We start from the raw sequence: 19,058 nt of genomic DNA, 5'->3' as shown, positions 1-19,058 counted from the left end.
GCGTGGCCTACCGCAGAACCCCAGCCGTGCAGGCCCGCCTGGACGCGCAGGCGGGCCTGATCGTGCAGGCCGCGACCACCGTCCTGTCCCGGGCGGGCTATGCCGGGTTGTCGATGGCGGCGGTCGCGGCCGAAGCCGGCGTGGCCACCGGCACCGTCTACAAACACTTCGCGGGCAAGGCGGAACTGGTCAGCGCCGTCTTCCGGCGAGTGGTTGCCTGGGAGGTCGCTGCGGTCGCCGCGGCCAGCGCGGGCGGCACCGCCGTGGAGCGGGTGAGTGCCGCCGTGGAGACCTTCGCCGGACGCGCGCTGAAGAACCCGAAACTCGCCTACGTGCTGCTCGTCGAGCCGGTGGACACCGTGGTCGACACCGAGCGGCTGCACTTCCGCCGCGCGTTCGCCGAGGCCTTCGAATCGGCGGTGGCGGAGGGCGTTTCGAGCGGGGAACTGCCCGCTCAGGACGCGCGGACCAGTGCGGCCGCGCTGGTCGGTGCGATCGGCGAGGTGCTGGTCGGTCCGTTGGCCGCCGCGCCGCATGCGGAATCCGTTGTCCCCGAACTCATTGTCTTCGCCCTGCGCGCACTCGGTGTGCCCGGGGCATCGAGCGCACCGGTCGCTCGGCTGGAATCAGGAGTATCCGATGCAGACGCATGACGTGTTCAATCAGGTGCCCGACATCGCGCCGTTCGATGTCTCGCGGAACCCGGCCCTGCTCGAGGGCCTGCATCGGGAAGGTGCGGGCTGGGCCGAGCCCGAGGTGCGTGAACTCGGCGCACTCGCAGGCGGTTCCGCGGCGCAGGAGTGGGGGCGGCTGGCCAACGAGTACCCGCCGGTGCTGCACACCCACGATCGGTACGGCCATCGCGTCGACGAGGTGGAGTTCCATCCGCACTGGCACGACCTGATGAATGTCGCTGTGTCGCACGGCTTGCACGGCGCGCCCTGGTTGGACGAGCGCCCCGGCGCGCACGTCGCCCGTGCCGCGAAGTTCTACACCTGGGGTGCTGCCGAGGCCGGGCACATGTGCCCGATCTCGATGACCTACGCGGTGGTGCCTGCACTGCGGCACAACGCGGAGCTGTCCGCGAAATTCGAACCGCTGCTCGGCTCCCGGGTCTACGACTTCGGTCTGCGGGAACCGTCGGGCAAGGCCGGGCTCATCGCGGGCATGTCGATGACCGAGAAGCAGGGCGGCTCGGATGTGCGCGCCAACACCACCACCGCGACACCGCAACCGGACGGCTCGTACCGGATCGTCGGGCACAAGTGGTTCACCTCCGCCCCGATGTCGGATATGTTCCTCACGCTGGCCCAGGCGCCCGGCGGGCTGTCCTGTTTCCTGCTGACCAGGGTGTTGCCGGACGGCACCCGTAACCCCATCCGCATCCAGCGGCTCAAGGACAAACTCGGCAACAAGTCGAACGCGTCCTCGGAGATCGAATACGAGAACGCCACCGGCTGGCTGGTCGGCGCGGAGGGTGCAGGGGTCAAGACCATCATCGAGATGGTGAACATGACCCGTCTGGACTGCGTGATCGGTTCGGCCACCGGCATGCGCACCGGCGCGGTCTTCGCCGCGCATCACGCCAGGCATCGGGAAGCGTTCGGCGCCAAGCTGATCGACCAGCCGGCCATGCGAAACGTGCTGGCCGACTTGGTGATCGAGTCCGACGCGGCGACCACCGTGATGATGCGCCTGGCCGGGGCCACCGACCGGGCGACGACCGATCCGGCCGAAGCGGCGCTGCGCCGCATCGCGTTGGCGGTCACCAAGTACTGGGTGTGCAAGCGGGCGCCGGCACACGCCGCGGAGGCGCTGGAATGCTTCGGCGGCAACGGCTACGCCGAGGAGTCGGGCATGCCCCGGCTGTATCGCGAGGCGCCGCTCATGTCGATCTGGGAAGGGTCCGGCAATGTCGCCGCACTGGATGCGTTGCGCGCCATGGGCCGTCAGCCGGAGACCGTCGAAGCGTTCTTCAACGAGGTGTCGCAGGCGCGGGGCGAGAACCCGCGGCTGGACGACGCGATCAGCCGGGTGGGCAAGGAACTCGCCGACCTCGGCGACATCGAGTACCGCGCCCGGCGCATCGTCGAGTTGATGGCGCTCGTACTGCAGGGCGCGCAGCTGGTCCGGCACGGTCACCCCGCGGTTGCCGATGCCTTCTGCGCCACCCGGCTCGGCGACGACTGGGGTATCGCCTTCGGCACCCTGCCGACCGGGGTGGACACCGGCGCCATCATCGAGCGGGCGTTGCTCTGATCTATACGCTGGAAAACAATTCGGCCGCTGCGTAATTCGTCTGTCGGTGTTGCAAACATGTTTCGGGCTAATGAATTTGGAGATCTTGGATATAGCCCAGTGGGTCGCTGGTAACTCGATCAACGACGTCGTCGAAAGATCTTGATACAGCGTATTTGCCGGGCTGAGCTGGACGGTTGCCGGGACGTATTTCGGCTCCGCTGTCCGTTTCCCCAGTTTGCTCTCCAGTCGAGTTGACCGCTCGAATGTGGTTCTACTTGGTCATGAAACCCACACAAAAACGAGCGGGGCGATATGCCGCCTTCGCTTTAATCGCTACTGGGGCAATGGTGTTCGCGTCCGGTCCGGCCGTGTACGCGCAACCGCCTTCGAGCCCGTCGGCGCCTACGAGCTCCGACCTGTCCGCGGTGCCGAAAGAGGTGACCGTCGACCAGCAGGGCGCGGTCCAGCTCGTGGTGCCCAAGGAGCCGCTCGCGGCGCCGCAGGGAACGCCCGCCGAGGCTCCGGCCGCGGCCCAGGCGCATGCCCAGGGTGTCGAAAAGGCGCTGGCCGGAAACGGTGACAGCGCAGGCGATCTCGTCGTGGAGTCGGTGTTCCCGGTTGGTGAGGGGTCCACCGTCAGGCTGCGGCAGGAGATCGACAAGGTACCGGTGTTCGGCGCGTCCGCGGCGCAGTCGCTGACCGCGAACGGGTCGCTGATCTCGGTGACCGGCGCGCTGTCGAAGAAGTCCGAGGGCAAATTCGCCGGCACGACGCCGACGTCCCAGGTCCAGCAGACCGCGCTGAAGAAGGTCGCCGCGGAGAGCAAGGCGGCGCCGGACCAGCTGTCGGTCACCGAGACCAAGGCGTACTGGTACGACGCGAAGCTGGCCGCCAAAGAGGACGCGCAGAGCGTGGCCGTCCCGGCGTTCAAGGTCGATATCACCGGTGTCAGTGCGGAGAAGAAGGGCGAGCCCGCGACGTGGGTGGTGTTCGTCGACGCGAACAACACCGGCAAGGTGCTCGACAGCTGGAGCGAGACCAAGCACCTCAACCGCGTCGTGTGTGACAACGCGAACCGGCGCATCGATCCCAACCGGGCCGGCTGCGGCACCGGTAGCCTGCGCTCGACTCGCTCGGAGGGCCAGGGCCCCACGGGTATTCAGGATGTCGACAAGATCTACGACTACCTGGGCAACACCGAGCGGTTCTACGCTCAGTACACCAAGGTGCCGAACCTGACCAACCTGATCGGCTCCGACACCGGTGACGGCAAGGGCAAGGCGCTGCGCGCCACCGTGCGGCTGTGCACCACCACCGCATGCCCCTACCAGAACGCCTTCTGGTCCGGCAGCTACATGGCCTACGGTTCGGGTCTGACCACCGAGGACATCACCGCGCACGAGCTCACGCACGGCGTGACCCAGCACACCAACGGCCTCGTCTACCGCAACGAGCCGGGCGCGATCAACGAGTCCATGTCCGACGTCTTCGGCGAGCTCACCTTCCTGGTGAACACCAGCAACCCGTGCAACACCCCGGCCAACCGCTGGAAGCTCGGCGCCTGCAGCTCGATCGGCGTGATCCGGGACATGCAGAACCCCAACGCCTACCAGGATCCCGACACCTACCGCGGCCGGTACTGGTACACCGGCACCGGTGACAACGGCGGCGTGCACATCAACAGCGGCGTCGGCAACAAGACCGCGCAGATCATGGTCGACGGCGGCAGCCTCAACGGCGTGACCGTCACCGCGATCGGCATCGCGAAGACCGCGGCGCTGTACTGGACGACGCAGACGCTCCTGTCGTCGAACTCCAACTACGCGGCGCTGTCCACCGCGTTGAAGACCGCGTGCAACACCAACGTGCGCAACCAGACGGCCGGCACCACGGCCGCCGACTGCGTGCAGGTGGCCAACGCCACCAAGGCGACCAAGCTGCCGCAGCAGCAGGCTCGCACCTAACCAACCATCACCGGTTGAACGGACGTCTCACCGAGCGCCACAGGCTCGGTGAGACGTCCTTTTGTGCTCGGTAGGGTGCGACGGTGGACAATCCATCGCTGTCGGCGCTCGCCGAACGGGTGCGCGCGCACGCCGCCGGTCGCGACGGCCGATATCTGCTGGGCATCGCGGGTCCGCCGGGGGCGGGAAAGTCCACCCTGTCGGTGACGTTGCGCGACGCGCTGAACGACGAGGCCGCGGCCCCGATCGCCGAGATCGCGCCGATGGACGGCTATCACCGGACCAACGCCGTCCTGCGGGCCACGGAAAGCCTTGCGCGCAAAGGCGAACCGGACACCTTCGATACGGCGGGTTTCCTCGCGAACCTGCGGCTGCTGCGGGATACCCGTGTCGGCACGGCGGTGCCGTGGCCGGTCTTCGACCGCACCCTGGACGACCCGACGCCGGCGGGCATCGTGTTCGACCGGCAGACCATCGCGATCGTCGAGGGCAACTACCTGCTGCTCGACGATGTCGCGGACCGGCAGTGGTCGGCGGTCCGCCTGCTGCTCGACGAATGCTGGTACCTCGACGCCCCGCGAGACGTGCTGGAACAACGGCTGCTGGACCGGCACGTGCACGGCGGCCGCACCCCGGCGGCGGCCGGGGTCAAGGTGCGCGAGAGCGACCTGCGCAACGCCGATCTCATCGCGGCCACAAGGTCGCGCGCCGATCTCGTGCTCTACCAGCGCGGCAGGCACTACGAGCGCTGATGCGCGGCTATTTCTGGTCGCGGTACCACCGGATGAGTGCGTCGGTCGACGAATCTCCTTGCGGTGCGGGCTCTTCCGGTGAGCTGAGCAGGGGCGCCAGCTCGAGCGCCTGCTGCTTGCCGAGCTCGACGCCCCACTGGTCGAAGCTGTCGATGCCCCAGATGGCGCCCGCCACGAACACCTGATGCTCGTACAGCGCGATCAACTGGCCGACCACCGACGGCGTCAGCTGCGCGGCGAGGATGGTGGTGCTCGGCCGGTTGCCAGGCATCACCTTGTGCGGCACCACTTTCGGGTCGGTGCCCGCGGCCGCGATCTCCTCGGCGGTCTTGCCGAACGCGAGCACCTTGGTCTGCGCGAACAGGTTGCTCATCAAGATGTCGTGCATGCTGCCGGTGCCGTCCCGGGTGGGCAGATCGTCGGTGGGACGGGCGAATCCGATGAAATCCGCCGGTACCAGACGCGTGCCCTGGTGCAGCAGTTGATAGAACGCGTGCTGTCCGTTGGTTCCCGGCTCGCCCCAGAAGATTTCGCCGGTGGCGGTACTGACCGGCGTACCGTCGGCTCGCACCGACTTGCCGTTCGACTCCATCGTGAGCTGCTGCAGGTACGCCGGGAAGCGTGCGAGATCGTTCGAATAGGGCAGCACCGCATGCGATTGCGCGCCGAAGAAGTTCGAGTACCAGACGCCGAGCAGGCCGAGCAGCACCGGCGCGTTCGCGTCGAGCGGCGCGTGTGCGAAGTGCTCGTCCACGGCGTGCATGCCCGCCAGGAACTCGGCGAAACGCTCCTTGCCGATGGCCGCCATCACGGCGAGCCCGATCGCGGAATCCACCGAGTAGCGTCCGCCGACCCAGTCCCAGAAACCGAACATGTTGGCGGTGTCGATGCCGAACTCGGCCACCCGTTCGGCATTGGTCGAAACCGCGACGAAGTGCTTGGCGACCGCGTCCTCGCCCAGGGCCGCCACCAGCCAGCGGCGGGCCGCGGTGGCGTTGGTCAAGGTTTCCAGCGTGGAGAAGGTCTTGGACGCGACGATGAACAGCGTGGTGGCGGGGTCGAGTCCGGCCAGCTTCGCCACCAGGTCGGCCGGGTCGACATTGGAGACGAACCGGGCCGCGACACCGGCGTCGGCGTAATGCCGCAGCGCCTGATACACCATCACCGGCCCGAGATCCGACCCGCCGATGCCGATATTGACCACGGTCTCGATGCGCGCACCGGTGGCGCCGCGCCACTCGCCCGCCCGTACCGCGTCGGTGAATTCGCCCATCCGCCGCAGCACCTCGTGCACCTCGGCGCCGGCGTCTGCGCCGTCGACGACGACGGACTCGCCCGCCGGCACCCGCAGGGCGACGTGAGCGACCGCGCGATCCTCGGAGGTGTTGATGTGCGCGCCCGCGAACATCGCGTCCCGATGCTCGGCCACCTCCGCCTCGCGCGCCAATTCGACCAGCAGGTGCAAGGTTTCCCGCGTGACGCGGTGCTTGCTGTAGTCGATGTGCAGGTCTGCCACGTCGACCGTCAGCTCGCTGCCGCGGGCCGGGTCGTCGGCGAAGATCTCCCGCAGGTGCTGCCCCGCGATCGCGTCGAAATGCTCTTGCAGTTTCCGCCAGGCCGCCGTCGCGGTGATGTCGCTGCTCACGATCGCCGAGGTTACTCATCGCCCACCGTCCGCGCACGGCAATCTCTGCCGGAGCGTTGACCGTGGCGCGCCATCCATCCGACATACCGGCCATATCCGGCCTGATCGCAAGGGCTGTCGCGGTGCTCGGTGATTACTCTGGGCCCATGGTGTCCGAACGCGAAGTTCTCGAATCCGTCCCGACGCAACTGTGGATCGGTGGGCCCGTCGCGGCCACCGGTGGCGGCACCTTCCCGGTGCACAATCCGGCGACCGGGGAGGTGCTGGCCCAGGTCGCCGACGCGACACCCGAAGACGCGGTGCGCGCGCTGGACGCGGCCGTCGCCGTGCAGGCCGATTGGGCGGCGCGGCCCTCGCGCGAGCGCGGCGAGATCCTGCGCACCGTGTTCGAGCAGATCACCGCGCGGGCCGAGGAATTCGCGCTGCTGATGACCCTGGAAATGGGCAAGGCGCTGCCGGAGAGCCGCAACGAGGTCAAATACGGCGCGGAGTTCTTCCGCTGGTTCAGCGAGGAAGCCGTGCGGGTGCACGGCCGCTACCTGCACGCGCCCTCCGGCACCGGCCGGATCATGGTGCACAAGCAGCCGGTCGGGCCGTGCCTGGCGATCACGCCGTGGAACTTCCCGCTGGCCATGGGCACCCGCAAGATCGGCCCGGCGCTGGCCGCGGGCTGCACCATGATCGTCAAACCCGCCTCGGCGACCCCGCTGACGATGCTGGCGCTGGCCCGGCTGTGCAGCGAGGCCGGGCTGCCCGACGGGGTGCTCTCGGTGATCACGTCGAGCCGTTCCGGTGCGGTCACCCAGCCGCTGATCGATGATCCGCGGTTGCGCAAGCTCACCTTCACCGGCTCCACCGAGGTGGGCAAGAAACTGGTGCAGAGCTCGGCCAACGGTCTGCTGCGCACCTCGATGGAACTCGGCGGCAACGCGCCGTTCGTGGTGTTCGACGACGCCGACGTCGACGCGGCCGTCCAGGGCGCGATGCTGGCGAAACTGCGCAACGGCGGCGAGGCGTGCACCGCGGCCAACCGCTTCCACGTGCAGCAGGGGGTGCTCGAGGAGTTCACCACCAAACTGGTCGAGGCGATGAGCAACAGCGTTGTCCTCGGCCCCGGCACCGACCCGGACACCACCCTCGGCCCGCTGATCAACGAAGAACAGCTCGACACCGTCAGCGCGCTCGTCGAGGACGCCGTGGCCAAGGGCGCCCAGCTCCGGCTCGGCGGCAAGGCCCCGGGCGGCCCCGGCTGGTTCTACCCCGCGACCATCCTCACCGACGTGCCGGCCCAGGCCAGGATCCTCACCGAAGAGGTGTTCGGACCGGTCGCGCCGATCGTCGGCTTCAGCACCGAGGAGCAGGGCCTCGCCGCCGCCAACGACACCGAGTTCGGCCTCGTCAGCTACGTCTACACCCGCGACCTCGACCGCGCCCTGCGCGTCGCCGAGGGCCTCGAATCCGGCATGGTCGGCATCAACCGCGGCGTAATCTCCGACCCCGCAGCGCCTTTCGGCGGCGTCAAAGCCTCCGGCTTCGGCCGGGAGGGCGGCACCGAAGGTATCGAGGAATACCTCTCCACCAAGTACATCGCCCTCACCTGAGCAGAAAACGACCGCCCCGGGGTGAGATACACCCGGGGCGGCCTTGGGAATGCGGTTGTCGAACGATAGCCGCATGGGTCTGGGGCCGCCTGTGGCGGCCGAGGAGGACTGTTCGAAAGGGGGTTGAGGGCTGCCCGGTCAGTGACCGAGACGGCCGCGCCCGAGGCGCAGCAGGAGCATGGCGAGGGTGTGGCCTTCCTGGCCGAGTTCGCTGAACCGCTCCAGCACCTTCATCTCCCGGTTGTGCACGAGCCGAGGGCCACCGGAGGCCATCCGCGTCCGGCCGATGATCCGGGAGATCTCCGTGCGGCGCTTGATGGCGGCAAGGATCTCCGCGTCGAGGCGATCGATCTCCTTACGGAGCTTGTCGATCTCCGCGTCGCTCTGCGGCAGTGCCGAATCGGACCCAGTCGTCGTTGCGGGGGTGCTCATCATTCATCTCCTCGTGTCAGAACATGGATCGGCGGGTGAGCCCGGCTCGTTACCGATCGGTTCTTTCACCGTGAAACAGACCTGGTAGGGCCTTCGAATTGTCCCCCCAGGATGTGCGCTCAGATACAAGTGCCGCGATGACGATATCCGGTTGTTAACCGAAACGGGGGTATCGCAGGACCACTGATCATCTGGCCAGTCTGCCACGACCCCGGGGTTGTGCAAAACGTTTGGTTTTGTGAATCTGCTGAGAAGAAGGACACGGTTTCATCGCACGGGCGGCCGGGCGAGTTCACCGTCCGTTCGCCGGCGCGGCACCGAACCGTCAGCGAGACAACCCGGGACTTCAACTCTGTCGGTGCGCGCCGGTAGCGTGGATGGACGATGGACATCACGGTGGCTCCCCAGACGCAGGCCGGTCGCGCCCCACGGCCGGATTCGATCCATAACCCGCAGGTCACCGGTGGTAACGCCGAGCAAGCGCGGTCGGCTGTCGAGGAGGTGCGTGCGGTGCGAGCGCCGGTTCCGGAACCGCCGCCGTCGGTCGACGAGCAGGAGCAACGGCGTGTCGAACGGGAGCGTCGGCGCGCCGAAGAAGCCGAGCGCCTGCTCGACGGGCTCAATCCGCAGCAGCGCGCCGCGGTTGTGCACAGTGGCGCCCCGCTGCTGATCGTGGCCGGTGCCGGGTCGGGCAAGACCGCCGTGCTCACCCGCCGCATCGCCTACCTGCTCGCCGCGCGCGGCGTGACGCCCGGCCAGGTGCTCGCGATCACGTTCACCAACAAGGCTGCTGCCGAGATGCGGGAGCGGGTGACCGGACTGGTCGGTCCGCGGGCGAACAACATGTGGGTATCGACGTTCCACTCCAGTTGTGTCCGAATATTGCGCATGCAAGCCGCCCTGTTGCCGGGCATGAATTCGAATTTCTCCATCTACGATGCCGATGATTCGCGGCGACTGCTCACCATGATCAGTCGTGACTTCGATATCGACACGAAGAAATACACGGCACGACTGCTGGCCACCGCGATCTCGAATCTCAAGAACGAGCTCATCGGGCCACAGCAGGCCACCGCGGACGCAGAGTCGGACGAAACCGAACTACCCGCCCTGGTCGCGCGGGTCTACGTCGAGTACCAGCGGCGGCTGCGCGCGGCCAACGCACTCGACTTCGACGACCTGATCGGCGAGACGGTGGCCCTGCTGCAGAACCACCCGCAGGTGGCCGAGTACTACCGGCGCCGCTTCCGGCATGTGCTGGTCGACGAATACCAGGACACCAACCACGCGCAATACGTGCTGGTGCGCGAACTCGTCGGACATCACCGGGCCGAGCGCAACGAGGATCAGGCGCCGCCGAGTGAACTGTGCGTGGTGGGTGACGCGGACCAGTCGATCTACGCGTTCCGCGGCGCCACCATCCGCAACATCGAAGAGTTCGAGCGCGACTTCCCCGACGCGGAAACCATTCTGCTGGAACAGAACTACCGGTCCACCCAGCACATTCTCTCCGCGGCCAACGCGGTGATCTCGCGCAACGAGAACCGGCGCGACAAGAAACTGTGGACCGACTCCGGCGAAGGCGACCTGATCACCGGCTACGTCGCCGACAACGAACACGACGAGGCGTCGTTCGTGGCGCGGGAGATCGATCGGCTGGTCGATCAGGGCGAAGCCAACTACTCCGACGTCGCGGTGTTCTACCGGACCAACAACAACTCCCGGGCGCTGGAAGAGATCTTCATCCGGATGGGCCTGCCGTACAAGGTGGTCGGCGGCGTCCGGTTCTACGAGCGCAAGGAGGTCCGCGACATCGTCGCGTATCTGCGGGTGCTGGAGAACCCCGACGATGCGGTGAGCCTGCGCCGGATCCTCAACACGCCACGTCGCGGTATCGGCGACCGGGCCGAAGCCTGCGTCGCCGTGCACGCCGAACAGCGTGGCATCGGGTTCGCCGCGGCGCTGCGGGACGCGGCGGACGGCAAAGTGGCGCTGCTGAACACCAGGGCCCAGCGCGCGATCGCCGGCTTCCTCGACCTGCTCGAGGAGATCCGGGCCGCGGGCGTGCAGGAGGACCTGGATTTCCCCGACGTCGGGAACGTGGTCGACGCGGTGCTGGAGCGCACCGGCTACCGCGGCGAACTGGAGGCCTCCGACGATCCGCAGGACGGCGCCCGGCTGGACAATCTCAACGAACTCGTCAGCGTCGCACGGGAATTCAGCTCCGAAGCACCCAACAACGCGGAGGCGGCCCGGGAAGAGGGACTGCTGCCCGAGGTCGCCGAGGGCGAACCCGACCCCGGATCGCTCGCCGCGTTCCTCGAACGGGTCTCGCTGGTCGCCGACACCGACCAGATCCCGGACGAAGGCACCGGCGTGGTCACCATGATGACGCTGCACACGGCCAAGGGCCTGGAGTTCCCCGTGGTGTTCGTGACCGGTTGGGAAGACGGCCAGTTCCCGCACATGCGGGCACTCGGCGACCCGACCGAACTGGCCGAGGAACGCCGCCTCGCCTACGTCGGCATCACCCGGGCCAGGAAGCGGCTGTACCTGAGTCGCGCGGTCGTGCGCTCCGGTTGGGGACAACCGGTGTCCAACCCGGAATCCCGCTTTCTCCAAGAGATTCCGGGCCACCTGATCGATTGGCGGCGACTGGAGCCCGCCGGATCCCCGGCGAGCCGGGGCATCCGCAGGCGCGGCGACAGCGACGGCATGGAACGCGACTGGACCCGCGGCGACGGCTGGTCCGAACGCCCCGGCGTGCGTCCCGATCGGGGTCCGCGTCGTCCGGCGCCCGGTGCCGTCGGCAAGAACAACGCGAATCTGGTACTCGCCGTGGGCGATCGGGTCAGCGACGACAAGTACGGCCTCGGCAAGGTGGTCGCCGCCGAGGGCTTCGGCCCGTTGGCGACCGTCACCATCGACTTCGGCACCGCCGGCAAGATCCGGCTCATCCCGCAATACAGCAGGACGCTCGTCAAACTCTGAACCGCGGTCGTGCGGCAGGGCTGTTCGGCCCTGTCGTACGGCCCGGGCACGGCGGTAGGGTCCGGACCATGGACACGGTCGCGCAGCACATCCTGTGGTTGTTCCCGATGCTGTGGCTGGGCATGGTGCTGGCTATCTCGTTCCTCGAGGCGCCACTGAAGTTCCGTGCGCCCGGGATCACAGTGCCGCTCGGCCTGGGCATCGGGCGCTTGGTGTTCCGCGTACTGAACGCCGTCGAAGCGGTACTCGCGGTGCTGCTGGTGATCGCAGCGGCGATCGTCGGGGCAACCACCGGCACCTGGATATGGTTGCTCCTCGCCGTCGTCGTACTGGCAGGGCAGATCGTGCTGGTGCGCCCACCACTCAGCAAACGAGCCGACCGGGTGCTGGCAGGGGAAGACCTGCCCCGCTCCCATGCGCATTTCTGGTACATCGGGTTGGAAGTGGTGAAGGTGGTAGGGCTGATCGGGTTGGCGATCAGCGCTGTTCCGTAGGGGACTCGTTGCGTCGGCACCGTGCGGCGTGGCCGTGCTCGGGGCGCGCGGTCGATCGGTGTAGGAGGTGATTGCGGAGGATTCGGGGTTTGTTTCAGCGGGGGAGGAGGTCTGTCAGTGCCTCGTCGAGGGTGGGGTAGCGGAAGACGAATCCGTTGTTGCGGAGCACCTCTGAGGTGGCGTGGCGGCCGGTGAGTCCGAGTGCGGGGTCGGTGCGGAGGAAGACCGCGCCGATCTTCAGGATCGCGGTGGGCGTGGGCGGTGCGGGCGGACGGTGCAGGTGCCTGCGCAGTGCGGCCATCAAATCGCGGTTGCGCACCGGAAAATCGGTGGCGGCCACCAGGATTCCATCCGGCAGCGACACCGCCGGAGCCAAGCCGAGGGCGGCGCGAACGATAGCGAGCCAGTCCTCCACATGGATCCAGCTGAACCACTGGTCGCCCGGGCCTACCCGGCCGCCGAGCCCGGCTTTCGTCAACTGGCTCAGTCGTTTCAGCGCGGGCGCCTGCGGGTCGAGCACGATCGAGGTGCGCAGCACCGTCGAGTGTGCGGCGTTCGCCCCCTCGAACGCCTGCTCCCACGGCTGTGCCACCCCCGTCATCTGCGGCAATCCGACCGGCAGCGGAGTTGTTTCCGTGCAACGGGTTTCGCCCGCGTCCGACCAGATGGCGGTGGTGCTGGCCTGCACCCAGTAGTCGATCGGCTGCTCCAGCGTGGCGGCCGCCGCAACCAGTGCGCGAGTGGAATCCACCCGGCTGCGCCGCAATTCGTCGACATTGCGCTGCGTCGGCCGGCAATCGACCAGCTTGCCCGCCAGGTTGATGATCGCGGTCTGGCCTGGATTGCGCAGGGCAGCAACCCAATTGCCGACGGTCCTGCCGTCCCATTCCACTTGCGTGAACGGTAGCCCGGGATCGCGCCGCCGGGTGAGAATCGTCACGCGGTGCCCGCGGCAGGTCAGGTCGGCGGCTAGGTGCTTGCCCAATGCGCCGGTGCCCCCGGCGATTACGACCGACATGGCCTGCGCCGCAGGTTCCAGACCGGCCAAGCGGGCGAGTCGTGCGAAGCAGACGCGGACATCGGCCTCCAGCAGCGAACCGACCACTGCCCGGGTGATCCCGGCCGAAGGCCCGGTGAAGGTGAGTTCCTGCGTGATCTCGGTCCCGCCATCACGCGGCGTCAACGTCCACGCCAGTCGCATCCGGCCCGCCGGTTCCGGCTGCTCGATCGCCAGCGCCCGCCCCGGTACCAACGTGCTGATCACGAATGGCGGCGCCGTCCGCCCGTGCAACGCCTCGAAAACCCGCCCCCTGGGCAGGTAGTCGCCCGTCGTGCCCACCGCGACCGGCCCATGCAGCCGAACCGAGGTCACCGCGGGATTCCACTCCGGCCACCGCCGCGGATCCCCCACCACCCCCCAAACGACATCCGTTGGTGCCGCGAGAAACTGGGTGTACACCGTTGTACTAGCCATACTCCCGACGCTAGCCCCACCCGCCGCCGAACAGTACGTGCGCATCATCACCCCACCCCTCACCCACACCCCACCTCGGCTATTCGCGTGCATCGAGGTTTGCGCAGGTGCGACTGTCCGGATGCGGGGCGAGGTGTACGTACATGTGCACGGTCATCTGTGCTGTTGCTCGGGCGGGTTTGTGTGCGCTTTCGATCGCCATGAGAAGGAGGTTTGTGCTGGTGCGGACGGTGCGCTCTTGAAGTAGAACGATCGGTGCACTACCGTCCGGGGAGACCACGGCGTGGTTCGTGAGGAGGAGCGGTGCGTCGGATACTGTGCACGATCCAGCAGGGGAGTTTGAGCCCGTCTAGATGTCGGGCTGCCGAGCGTGCTTTGGCCGACGCCTACCGGCAGGCGCTGGACGGCGGCGAGCGTGTGGTCGCGGTGTGGTGCGAGATCCCGTCGGGCCAGTCCTTCACCGACAACCATTCTTCGACCATGTCGTGGGTGCTCGTCGAAACCGAGGACAACCTGCCTGCCGCCCGCCGCGAACCTGCGATGCGCGCGATGAGCGAGGCCTGGAACACCGTCACCGGGGCCGGTCCGAACGACCTCATGCTCGCGCTGGTCGACACCTCGCTGTTCGCCCGCTACCTGCAACTCAACCGCGATCGCATCCGTCCTGCCGCTCGCCCCCTCTTCCTCCTACGCACCCTCACCCACCTCGCCATCTCCCGAATCGCCCAGGGCCGCTTCGCGATCCCCGCGAACCACCTCCGGAGTTGACATGTCGTCGGCTACGTCGCCCGCCCCTCCCGTTCGCTGCCTCCCACTCCAACCAGGGGCCCGCGATCTCCGCGAATCGTGATCGGAGTTGAATGCCGCTCTACAACATTGCTTGCCGCGTCCGCCCAGATGCCGCCACGCACACAGCCGTCGCGGCTGCGGTCACCGCCACCCACTGCGAAATAACCGGCGCCCCTTCCGAATTCGTCAGCGTGGTCCTCCTCCACGGCCACGCCCTCCGCCCCGGCATCGAACTGTCCGTCATCGCAGGCGTACGCGGCGGCGGGAACCGCACCCCCGACCTGCTCGCCCGCCTCGAACACTCCATGCAATCCGCCATCGCCACAGCCGCCGGTCTCAACCCTTCCGCCGTCGAGATCACCCTCATCGAATTCGCCGCCAGCTGGATCATGGAGGGCGGCAAGGTCCTCCCCGAACCGGGCGAAGAAGGAACCTGGCGCACCCCCTAACCCGATCCCAGCCCCGCCCGCCACTCCGCGCGTTGCCAGAGCTGGTCAGCCGCTCAGGAGGACCTGGTGGCGGCATCGGCCAAGCGAGAGACCCCCGCCACCAAGTCCTCCTGATGAACCAACCCGACCCGCCATGCGACACGCCGCTTCCCGCACCCGTTCTAGCTCCTCGCACCTGCTGTGGCATGCCAAAGCGCGTGCGTCAGCACAGAAGTGGTGCGAAACCCGAGAAAGGGTGCGGATGTGAGGGGTTCCGCGTGTCGACACGCACCTATCTGTCGCTTGGGTTGGACACGCGGGGTTCGCGCGGCTGCGCGGTAGGTTGCACAGACCTTCTGTACGCCTCACAGGGGCTATAGCCCCTGTGAGGGGAGTACACGCTCTGTGAACCCGCACCTATCTGTCGCTTGGTTCAGACCGAACGGCAGCCCCTTCTCCTACCGAGCCGTTCGAGAGGCGACCACGGTTCTTCCCGAGGCGCTCGAGACGCAACCACAGCCAGACGACCACGCTGGAACGGGTGCAGCTAAACCGGAACGGGGGTGCGGCCAAGCGGAGTGGGTGTGCTGTGCCGCAACGGGCGCGGCGCGCCGCAACGGATGTATCGGACTGGAACGGGTGCAGCTAAACCGGAACGGGTGCGCCGTGCCGCGACGGGCGCGGCGAAACCGGAGCGGGTCCGCCGGACCGTAACGGGTGTGCCGAACTGCAAGGGGGCGCAGCGAACTGCAAGGGGGCGCAGCGAACTGGAATGGGGGTGCAGCGAACTGGAATGGGGTGCGGCCAAGCGGACTGGGTGTGCCGAGCCGCAATGGATGTGCCGAGCCGCAACGGATGTATCGGACTGGAACGGGTGCAGCTAAACCGGAACGGGTGCGCTGTGCCGCGACGGGCGCGGCGAACCGGAACGGGTGCGCCGAGCCGGCGAGCCGCAACGGCTGCAGCAAGTCAGGATGGAAAGCGGAACGGGGTCAACCAGAACGGGCGCGCCGCGCCGGAACGGCCACGCCGAGCCGGAACGGGCGCGTCGAACCGGGACGGGCGCGACGAATCGGAACGGGCGCGACGAACCGGAACGGGCGCGACGAACCGGAACGGGCGCGACGCGCCGGAACGGCCACGTCAACGACGAACGGCCACGCCGAAGCAAAACGGGCATACCAACCCGAAACCTATGTCCACCGAACCGAACTCACGGCTTGTCAGCCCTCCCCGCGCACCTTCGGCACGGAACCTCGAGCCTAGTCTCGCTGCACCTTCGGCACGGACCCCGAACCTAGTCTCACTGCACCTTCGGCACGGAAACCCCGACCTCCGAACCTAGTCCCGCTGCGGTCCCAGGCTGATCCCGCGGGTCGCCAACCAGGGCACCGGGTCGATCTTGTCGGAACCGTTCAACCACACTTCGAAGTGGCAGTGCGGGCCGGTGGAGAAGCCGCGGTTGCCGATGGTGGCGATCTGGTCGCCGGCCATGACGCGCTGGCCCTGGGAGACTGTGGCGGTGTCGATGTGGCCGTAGATGGTGACGGTGCCGTCGTCGTGCAGCAGGCGGACCCACATGCCGAAGCCGGCGGCGGGGCCGGCTTCGATGACGGTGCCGTCGGCGACGGCGACGATCGGGGTGCCGATCGGGCCGGCGATGTCGATGCCGAGATGCTGGACGCCCCAGCGGGCGCCGAAACCGGAGGTGAAGTTACCGGCGGCGAACTTGGTGAACAGGGGGCGCAGTTTCGCGGCTTCCGCGGCGGCCATGTCCTGCGCGTACTTCTGACCCTTTTGCAGGATGTCGTTGAAGTCGCCGAGGTGGGTCGGCCCGGAGGCGTTGAGGATCTGCGGCGACTCGGTCGAGACGGCGGGGTCGGCGAGGCTGACCGATTGGGCGGCGATCTCGTGGATCTGCCCGGCGGCCTCGTAGTCGACGGCTTGACTCGGCTGTTCCGGCGAGGCCAGTGCGGCTTGTCCGGCGGCGACCACGGCACCGGCGGCGACGGCGGCCACCGCGGCGCGACCCTTGAGGGCGGCGGGCGGGGCGGGCAGCCGATGTGCGCCACCGCGTTTGGCGGCGCGGCGGCCGGGAATCACGGTCGGTGTGGCCGGAGTGTCCGGGGTTTCGGGCTCGGCCTCTGGCGCCCAGGATTCTTCCGGCGCCCAGGTGCCGTCTTCAGGGGCCCAAGTCTCTTCTTCGGCCCAGGCGTCACCGGAGTTCCAAGCTTCACCCGAGTTCCAGGCACCGCCGTCGGACCAGGACTCCTGCTGCGACCAGGCGTCCTGCGGCGCCCACGAATCCTGCTGGGACCACGAGTCGTTCGTGGACCAGGCGTTGTCGCGGGAGCTGTAGTCCACCGGCGCCGCAGCCGCGGCGGGCGCGGCGTAGAGCGAGTTCCGTTGCCGGTCAACCGACGGACCACGGGACGTGCCGGATGTCGCCTGCGCGCCGAAGGATTCGTCGTCGCGATAACGATGACCGGTCCGGGCGCGATGTTCAGGAATAAGGGCGGAGCGATGGTTCATCGGCTGTGCCACATCGTGAAGCGGGAGATGTTCGCGGGGCCGAGGTGCCTGCTGATCAGCGGCTTCGACGGGTCAACTGCGGAACGGCTCTCCATCTGCGGAGTGCTGTGCTGCGTCAAGCTTGCCGTCCTCCTAGTCGTGACCGTGCTGTGACATCGACCGCAATGACGGTAACGAAACGATTGCAGGGTCCGCAAGCGCTGCGGCCCATCTGTCCGAACATGTGAGATTGATCACGCTAATGGCACGGAATATCTATCTGTGCATTGGGCACGCGGGCGAGACTTTTCGACGACAACGTGTAGTAGATCCGGCCGTGTGCGCGGGTTCGGCGGGTCTACCTGGCGCGGTGCCAGCAACCTACTCGCGAGTAGCGTTGGCCAGCGGTTTTTCCGCCGCGCGTATCGGCCCGTGACCTGCGCCACTTAGGATGAACGTGGCCGATTGGCCGTCCATGTGACTGATTAGAGTCCGACCCGACCCGCTTCCGACGTCGGGCCGCCAACAAAGACGTTGTCATCACAACGCAGACGAGACGGTGAGTACATGGATCTCTTCGAATATCAGGCGAAGGAGCTCTTCGTTAAGCACGGAGTGCCTTCGTCCGAGGGCCGCGTCACGGACACGGCCGAGGACGCCCGCGCCATCGCGGAGGAAATCGGCAAGCCGGTGATGATCAAGGCTCAGGTCAAGGCCGGTGGCCGTGGCAAGGCGGGCGGCGTCAAGTACGCCGCGACCGCGGACGACGCGTTCACGCACGCGCAGAACATCCTCGGCCTGGACATCAAGGGCCACATCACCAAGAAGATCCTTGTCGCCGAAGCCAAGGACATCGCGGAGGAGTACTACATCTCCTTCCTGCTCGACCGGTCCAACCGCACCTACCTGGCCATGTGCTCGGTGGAAGGCGGTATGGAGATCGAAGAGGTCGCCGCGACCAAGCCCGAGCGCCTCGCCAAGGTTCCGGTCGACGCCGTCAAGGGCGTCGATCTCGCGTTCGCCCGCTCGATCGCCGAGCAGGGCCACCTGCCCGCCGACGTGCTCGACGCCGCGGCCGTGACCATCCAGAAGCTGTGGGAGGTGTTCGTCAAGGAAGACGCCACCCTGGTGGAGGTCAACCCGCTGGTGCGCACCCCGCAGGACGAGATCCTCGCCCTGGACGGCAAGGTGACCCTGGACGAGAACGCCGAGTTCCGGCACGCGGACCACGAGGCCTTCGCGGACAAGGACGCGACCGATCCCTTGGAGCTCAAGGCCAAGGAGAACGACCTCAACTACGTCAAGCTCGACGGTGAGGTCGGCATCATCGGCAACGGCGCCGGTCTGGTCATGTCGACCCTCGACGTGGTCGCGTACGCGGGCGAGAACCACGGCGGCGTCAAGCCCGCCAACTTCCTCGACATCGGTGGCGGCGCCTCGGCCGAGGTGATGGCCGCGGGCCTGGACGTCATCCTCGGTGACGCACAGGTCAAGAGCGTGTTCGTGAACGTCTTCGGTGGCATCACCGCCTGCGACGCGGTCGCCAACGGCATCGTCAAGGCGCTGGAGATCCTGGGCGCCGAGGCGAACAAGCCGCTGGTCGTCCGGCTCGACGGCAACAAGGTGGACGAGGGCAGGCAGATTCTCGTCGATGCCGCGCACCCGCTGATCACGCTCGCGCAGACAATGGACGAAGGCGCCGACAAGGCCGCCGAACTGGCAGCGGCCAAGTAAGG

General features: G+C 67.7%; 14 protein-coding genes. 10 read left to right on the top strand and 4 right to left on the bottom strand.

All coding sequences use genetic code 11. The features are described from left to right. The first annotated feature begins 2 nt into the window (after window positions 1–2). The 4 genes from O3I_RS37885 (at window position 3) to O3I_RS37870 (ending at window position 4,957) form a co-directional block, all read left to right on the top strand. Window positions 3–653 carry a TetR/AcrR family transcriptional regulator gene (locus O3I_RS37885; RefSeq protein WP_041563130.1) on the top strand — a complete coding sequence of 217 codons (651 nt, stop codon included), beginning with the start codon at window positions 3–5 and terminating at the stop codon, window positions 651–653. Further along, complete coding sequence (locus tag O3I_RS37880) at window positions 640–2,259, top strand: acyl-CoA dehydrogenase family protein (RefSeq protein WP_014988343.1); 1,620 nt, start codon at window positions 640–642, stop codon at window positions 2,257–2,259. The genes O3I_RS37885 and O3I_RS37880 overlap by 14 nt, the downstream gene beginning before the upstream one ends. A gap of 263 nt (window positions 2,260–2,522) precedes the next feature. Continuing rightward, a complete protein-coding gene (locus O3I_RS37875; protein ID WP_141692082.1) occupies window positions 2,523–4,205 on the top strand; it encodes a M4 family metallopeptidase in 1,683 nt (560 codons plus the stop codon). Window positions 4,206–4,288: 83 nt separating this feature from the next. Continuing rightward, on the top strand, window positions 4,289–4,957 hold the full coding sequence (locus O3I_RS37870) for a nucleoside/nucleotide kinase family protein (RefSeq protein ID WP_014988341.1): 669 nt from the start codon (window positions 4,289–4,291) through the stop codon (window positions 4,955–4,957). Between the two features lie 7 nt (window positions 4,958–4,964). On the opposite strand, the gene pgi is transcribed toward O3I_RS37870, so the two are convergent. Then, window positions 4,965–6,602 carry a glucose-6-phosphate isomerase gene (gene pgi, locus O3I_RS37865; protein ID WP_014988340.1) on the bottom strand — a complete coding sequence of 546 codons (1,638 nt, stop codon included), beginning with the start codon at window positions 6,600–6,602 and terminating at the stop codon, window positions 4,965–4,967. Between the two features lie 146 nt (window positions 6,603–6,748). Between pgi and O3I_RS37860 the strand changes: the two genes are divergently transcribed. Continuing rightward, entirely contained in the window at window positions 6,749–8,203 is a 1,455-nt protein-coding gene (locus O3I_RS37860) for an NAD-dependent succinate-semialdehyde dehydrogenase (protein WP_014988339.1), read from the top strand. Window positions 8,204–8,341: 138 nt separating this feature from the next. Here O3I_RS37860 and O3I_RS37855 read toward each other — a convergent pair whose 3' ends face one another. Beyond that, window positions 8,342–8,635, bottom strand: a complete 294-nt coding sequence (locus O3I_RS37855) for a chorismate mutase (protein ID WP_014988338.1) — start codon at window positions 8,633–8,635, stop codon at window positions 8,342–8,344. A gap of 384 nt (window positions 8,636–9,019) precedes the next feature. Between O3I_RS37855 and pcrA the strand changes: the two genes are divergently transcribed. Next, on the top strand, window positions 9,020–11,626 hold the full coding sequence (gene pcrA, locus O3I_RS37850; RefSeq protein WP_014988337.1) for a DNA helicase PcrA: 2,607 nt from the start codon (window positions 9,020–9,022) through the stop codon (window positions 11,624–11,626). A 68-nt stretch (window positions 11,627–11,694) separates the two neighbouring features. Beyond that, the gene (locus O3I_RS37845; RefSeq protein WP_014988336.1) at window positions 11,695–12,120 is read left to right on the top strand and encodes a hypothetical protein; all 426 of its coding nucleotides are present in this window, start codon (window positions 11,695–11,697) and stop codon (window positions 12,118–12,120) included. A gap of 94 nt (window positions 12,121–12,214) precedes the next feature. On the opposite strand, the gene O3I_RS37840 is transcribed toward O3I_RS37845, so the two are convergent. Further along, on the bottom strand, window positions 12,215–13,594 hold the full coding sequence (locus tag O3I_RS37840; RefSeq protein WP_081594238.1) for a DUF1731 domain-containing protein: 1,380 nt from the start codon (window positions 13,592–13,594) through the stop codon (window positions 12,215–12,217). A gap of 303 nt (window positions 13,595–13,897) precedes the next feature. Here O3I_RS37840 and O3I_RS37835 point away from each other — a divergent pair, with 303 nt between their 5' ends. Continuing rightward, the gene (locus O3I_RS37835; RefSeq protein WP_141692083.1) at window positions 13,898–14,362 is read left to right on the top strand and encodes a hypothetical protein; all 465 of its coding nucleotides are present in this window, start codon (window positions 13,898–13,900) and stop codon (window positions 14,360–14,362) included. Window positions 14,363–14,454: 92 nt separating this feature from the next. Further along, window positions 14,455–14,832 (top strand): hypothetical protein, encoded by a 378-nt coding sequence (locus O3I_RS37830; protein ID WP_014988333.1) that lies wholly within the window; start codon window positions 14,455–14,457, stop codon window positions 14,830–14,832. Between the two features lie 1,320 nt (window positions 14,833–16,152). Here O3I_RS37830 and O3I_RS43200 read toward each other — a convergent pair. Continuing rightward, window positions 16,153–17,343: a M23 family metallopeptidase gene (locus O3I_RS43200; RefSeq protein ID WP_014988332.1), complete on the bottom strand. Its 1,191-nt coding sequence runs from the start codon at window positions 17,341–17,343 to the stop codon at window positions 16,153–16,155. Window positions 17,344–17,889: 546 nt separating this feature from the next. Here O3I_RS43200 and sucC point away from each other — a divergent pair. Further along, window positions 17,890–19,056, top strand: a complete 1,167-nt coding sequence (gene sucC / locus O3I_RS37815) for an ADP-forming succinate--CoA ligase subunit beta (protein WP_014988331.1) — start codon at window positions 17,890–17,892, stop codon at window positions 19,054–19,056. Window positions 19,057–19,058 lie beyond the last annotated feature (2 nt).

It is taken from the genome of Nocardia brasiliensis ATCC 700358 (genome assembly GCF_000250675.2).
GTDB classification, from domain to species: Bacteria; Actinomycetota; Actinomycetes; order Mycobacteriales; family Mycobacteriaceae; genus Nocardia; species Nocardia brasiliensis_B.
Note: the sequence above shows the minus strand (reverse complement) of the source record. Positions and strands in the feature narration are given on the sequence as shown.

What these genes read in the sequence shown, in the direction of transcription:
- O3I_RS43200 (WP_014988332.1), bottom strand. Translation starts at nt 17,343, where the DNA reads ATGAACCATCGCTCCGCCCTTATTCCTGAACATCGCGCCCGGACCGGT.
- O3I_RS37855 (WP_014988338.1), bottom strand. Translation starts at nt 8,635, where the DNA reads ATGAGCACCCCCGCAACGACGACTGGGTCCGATTCGGCACTGCCGCAG.
- pcrA (WP_014988337.1), top strand. Translation starts at nt 9,020, where the DNA reads ATGGACATCACGGTGGCTCCCCAGACGCAGGCCGGTCGCGCCCCACGG.
- O3I_RS37830 (WP_014988333.1), top strand. Translation starts at nt 14,455, where the DNA reads ATGCCGCTCTACAACATTGCTTGCCGCGTCCGCCCAGATGCCGCCACG.
- O3I_RS37880 (WP_014988343.1), top strand. Translation starts at nt 640, where the DNA reads ATGCAGACGCATGACGTGTTCAATCAGGTGCCCGACATCGCGCCGTTC.
- O3I_RS37860 (WP_014988339.1), top strand. Translation starts at nt 6,749, where the DNA reads ATGGTGTCCGAACGCGAAGTTCTCGAATCCGTCCCGACGCAACTGTGG.
- sucC (WP_014988331.1), top strand. Translation starts at nt 17,890, where the DNA reads ATGGATCTCTTCGAATATCAGGCGAAGGAGCTCTTCGTTAAGCACGGA.
- O3I_RS37845 (WP_014988336.1), top strand. Translation starts at nt 11,695, where the DNA reads ATGGACACGGTCGCGCAGCACATCCTGTGGTTGTTCCCGATGCTGTGG.
- O3I_RS37875 (WP_141692082.1), top strand. Translation starts at nt 2,523, where the DNA reads ATGAAACCCACACAAAAACGAGCGGGGCGATATGCCGCCTTCGCTTTA.
- O3I_RS37840 (WP_081594238.1), bottom strand. Translation starts at nt 13,594, where the DNA reads ATGGCTAGTACAACGGTGTACACCCAGTTTCTCGCGGCACCAACGGAT.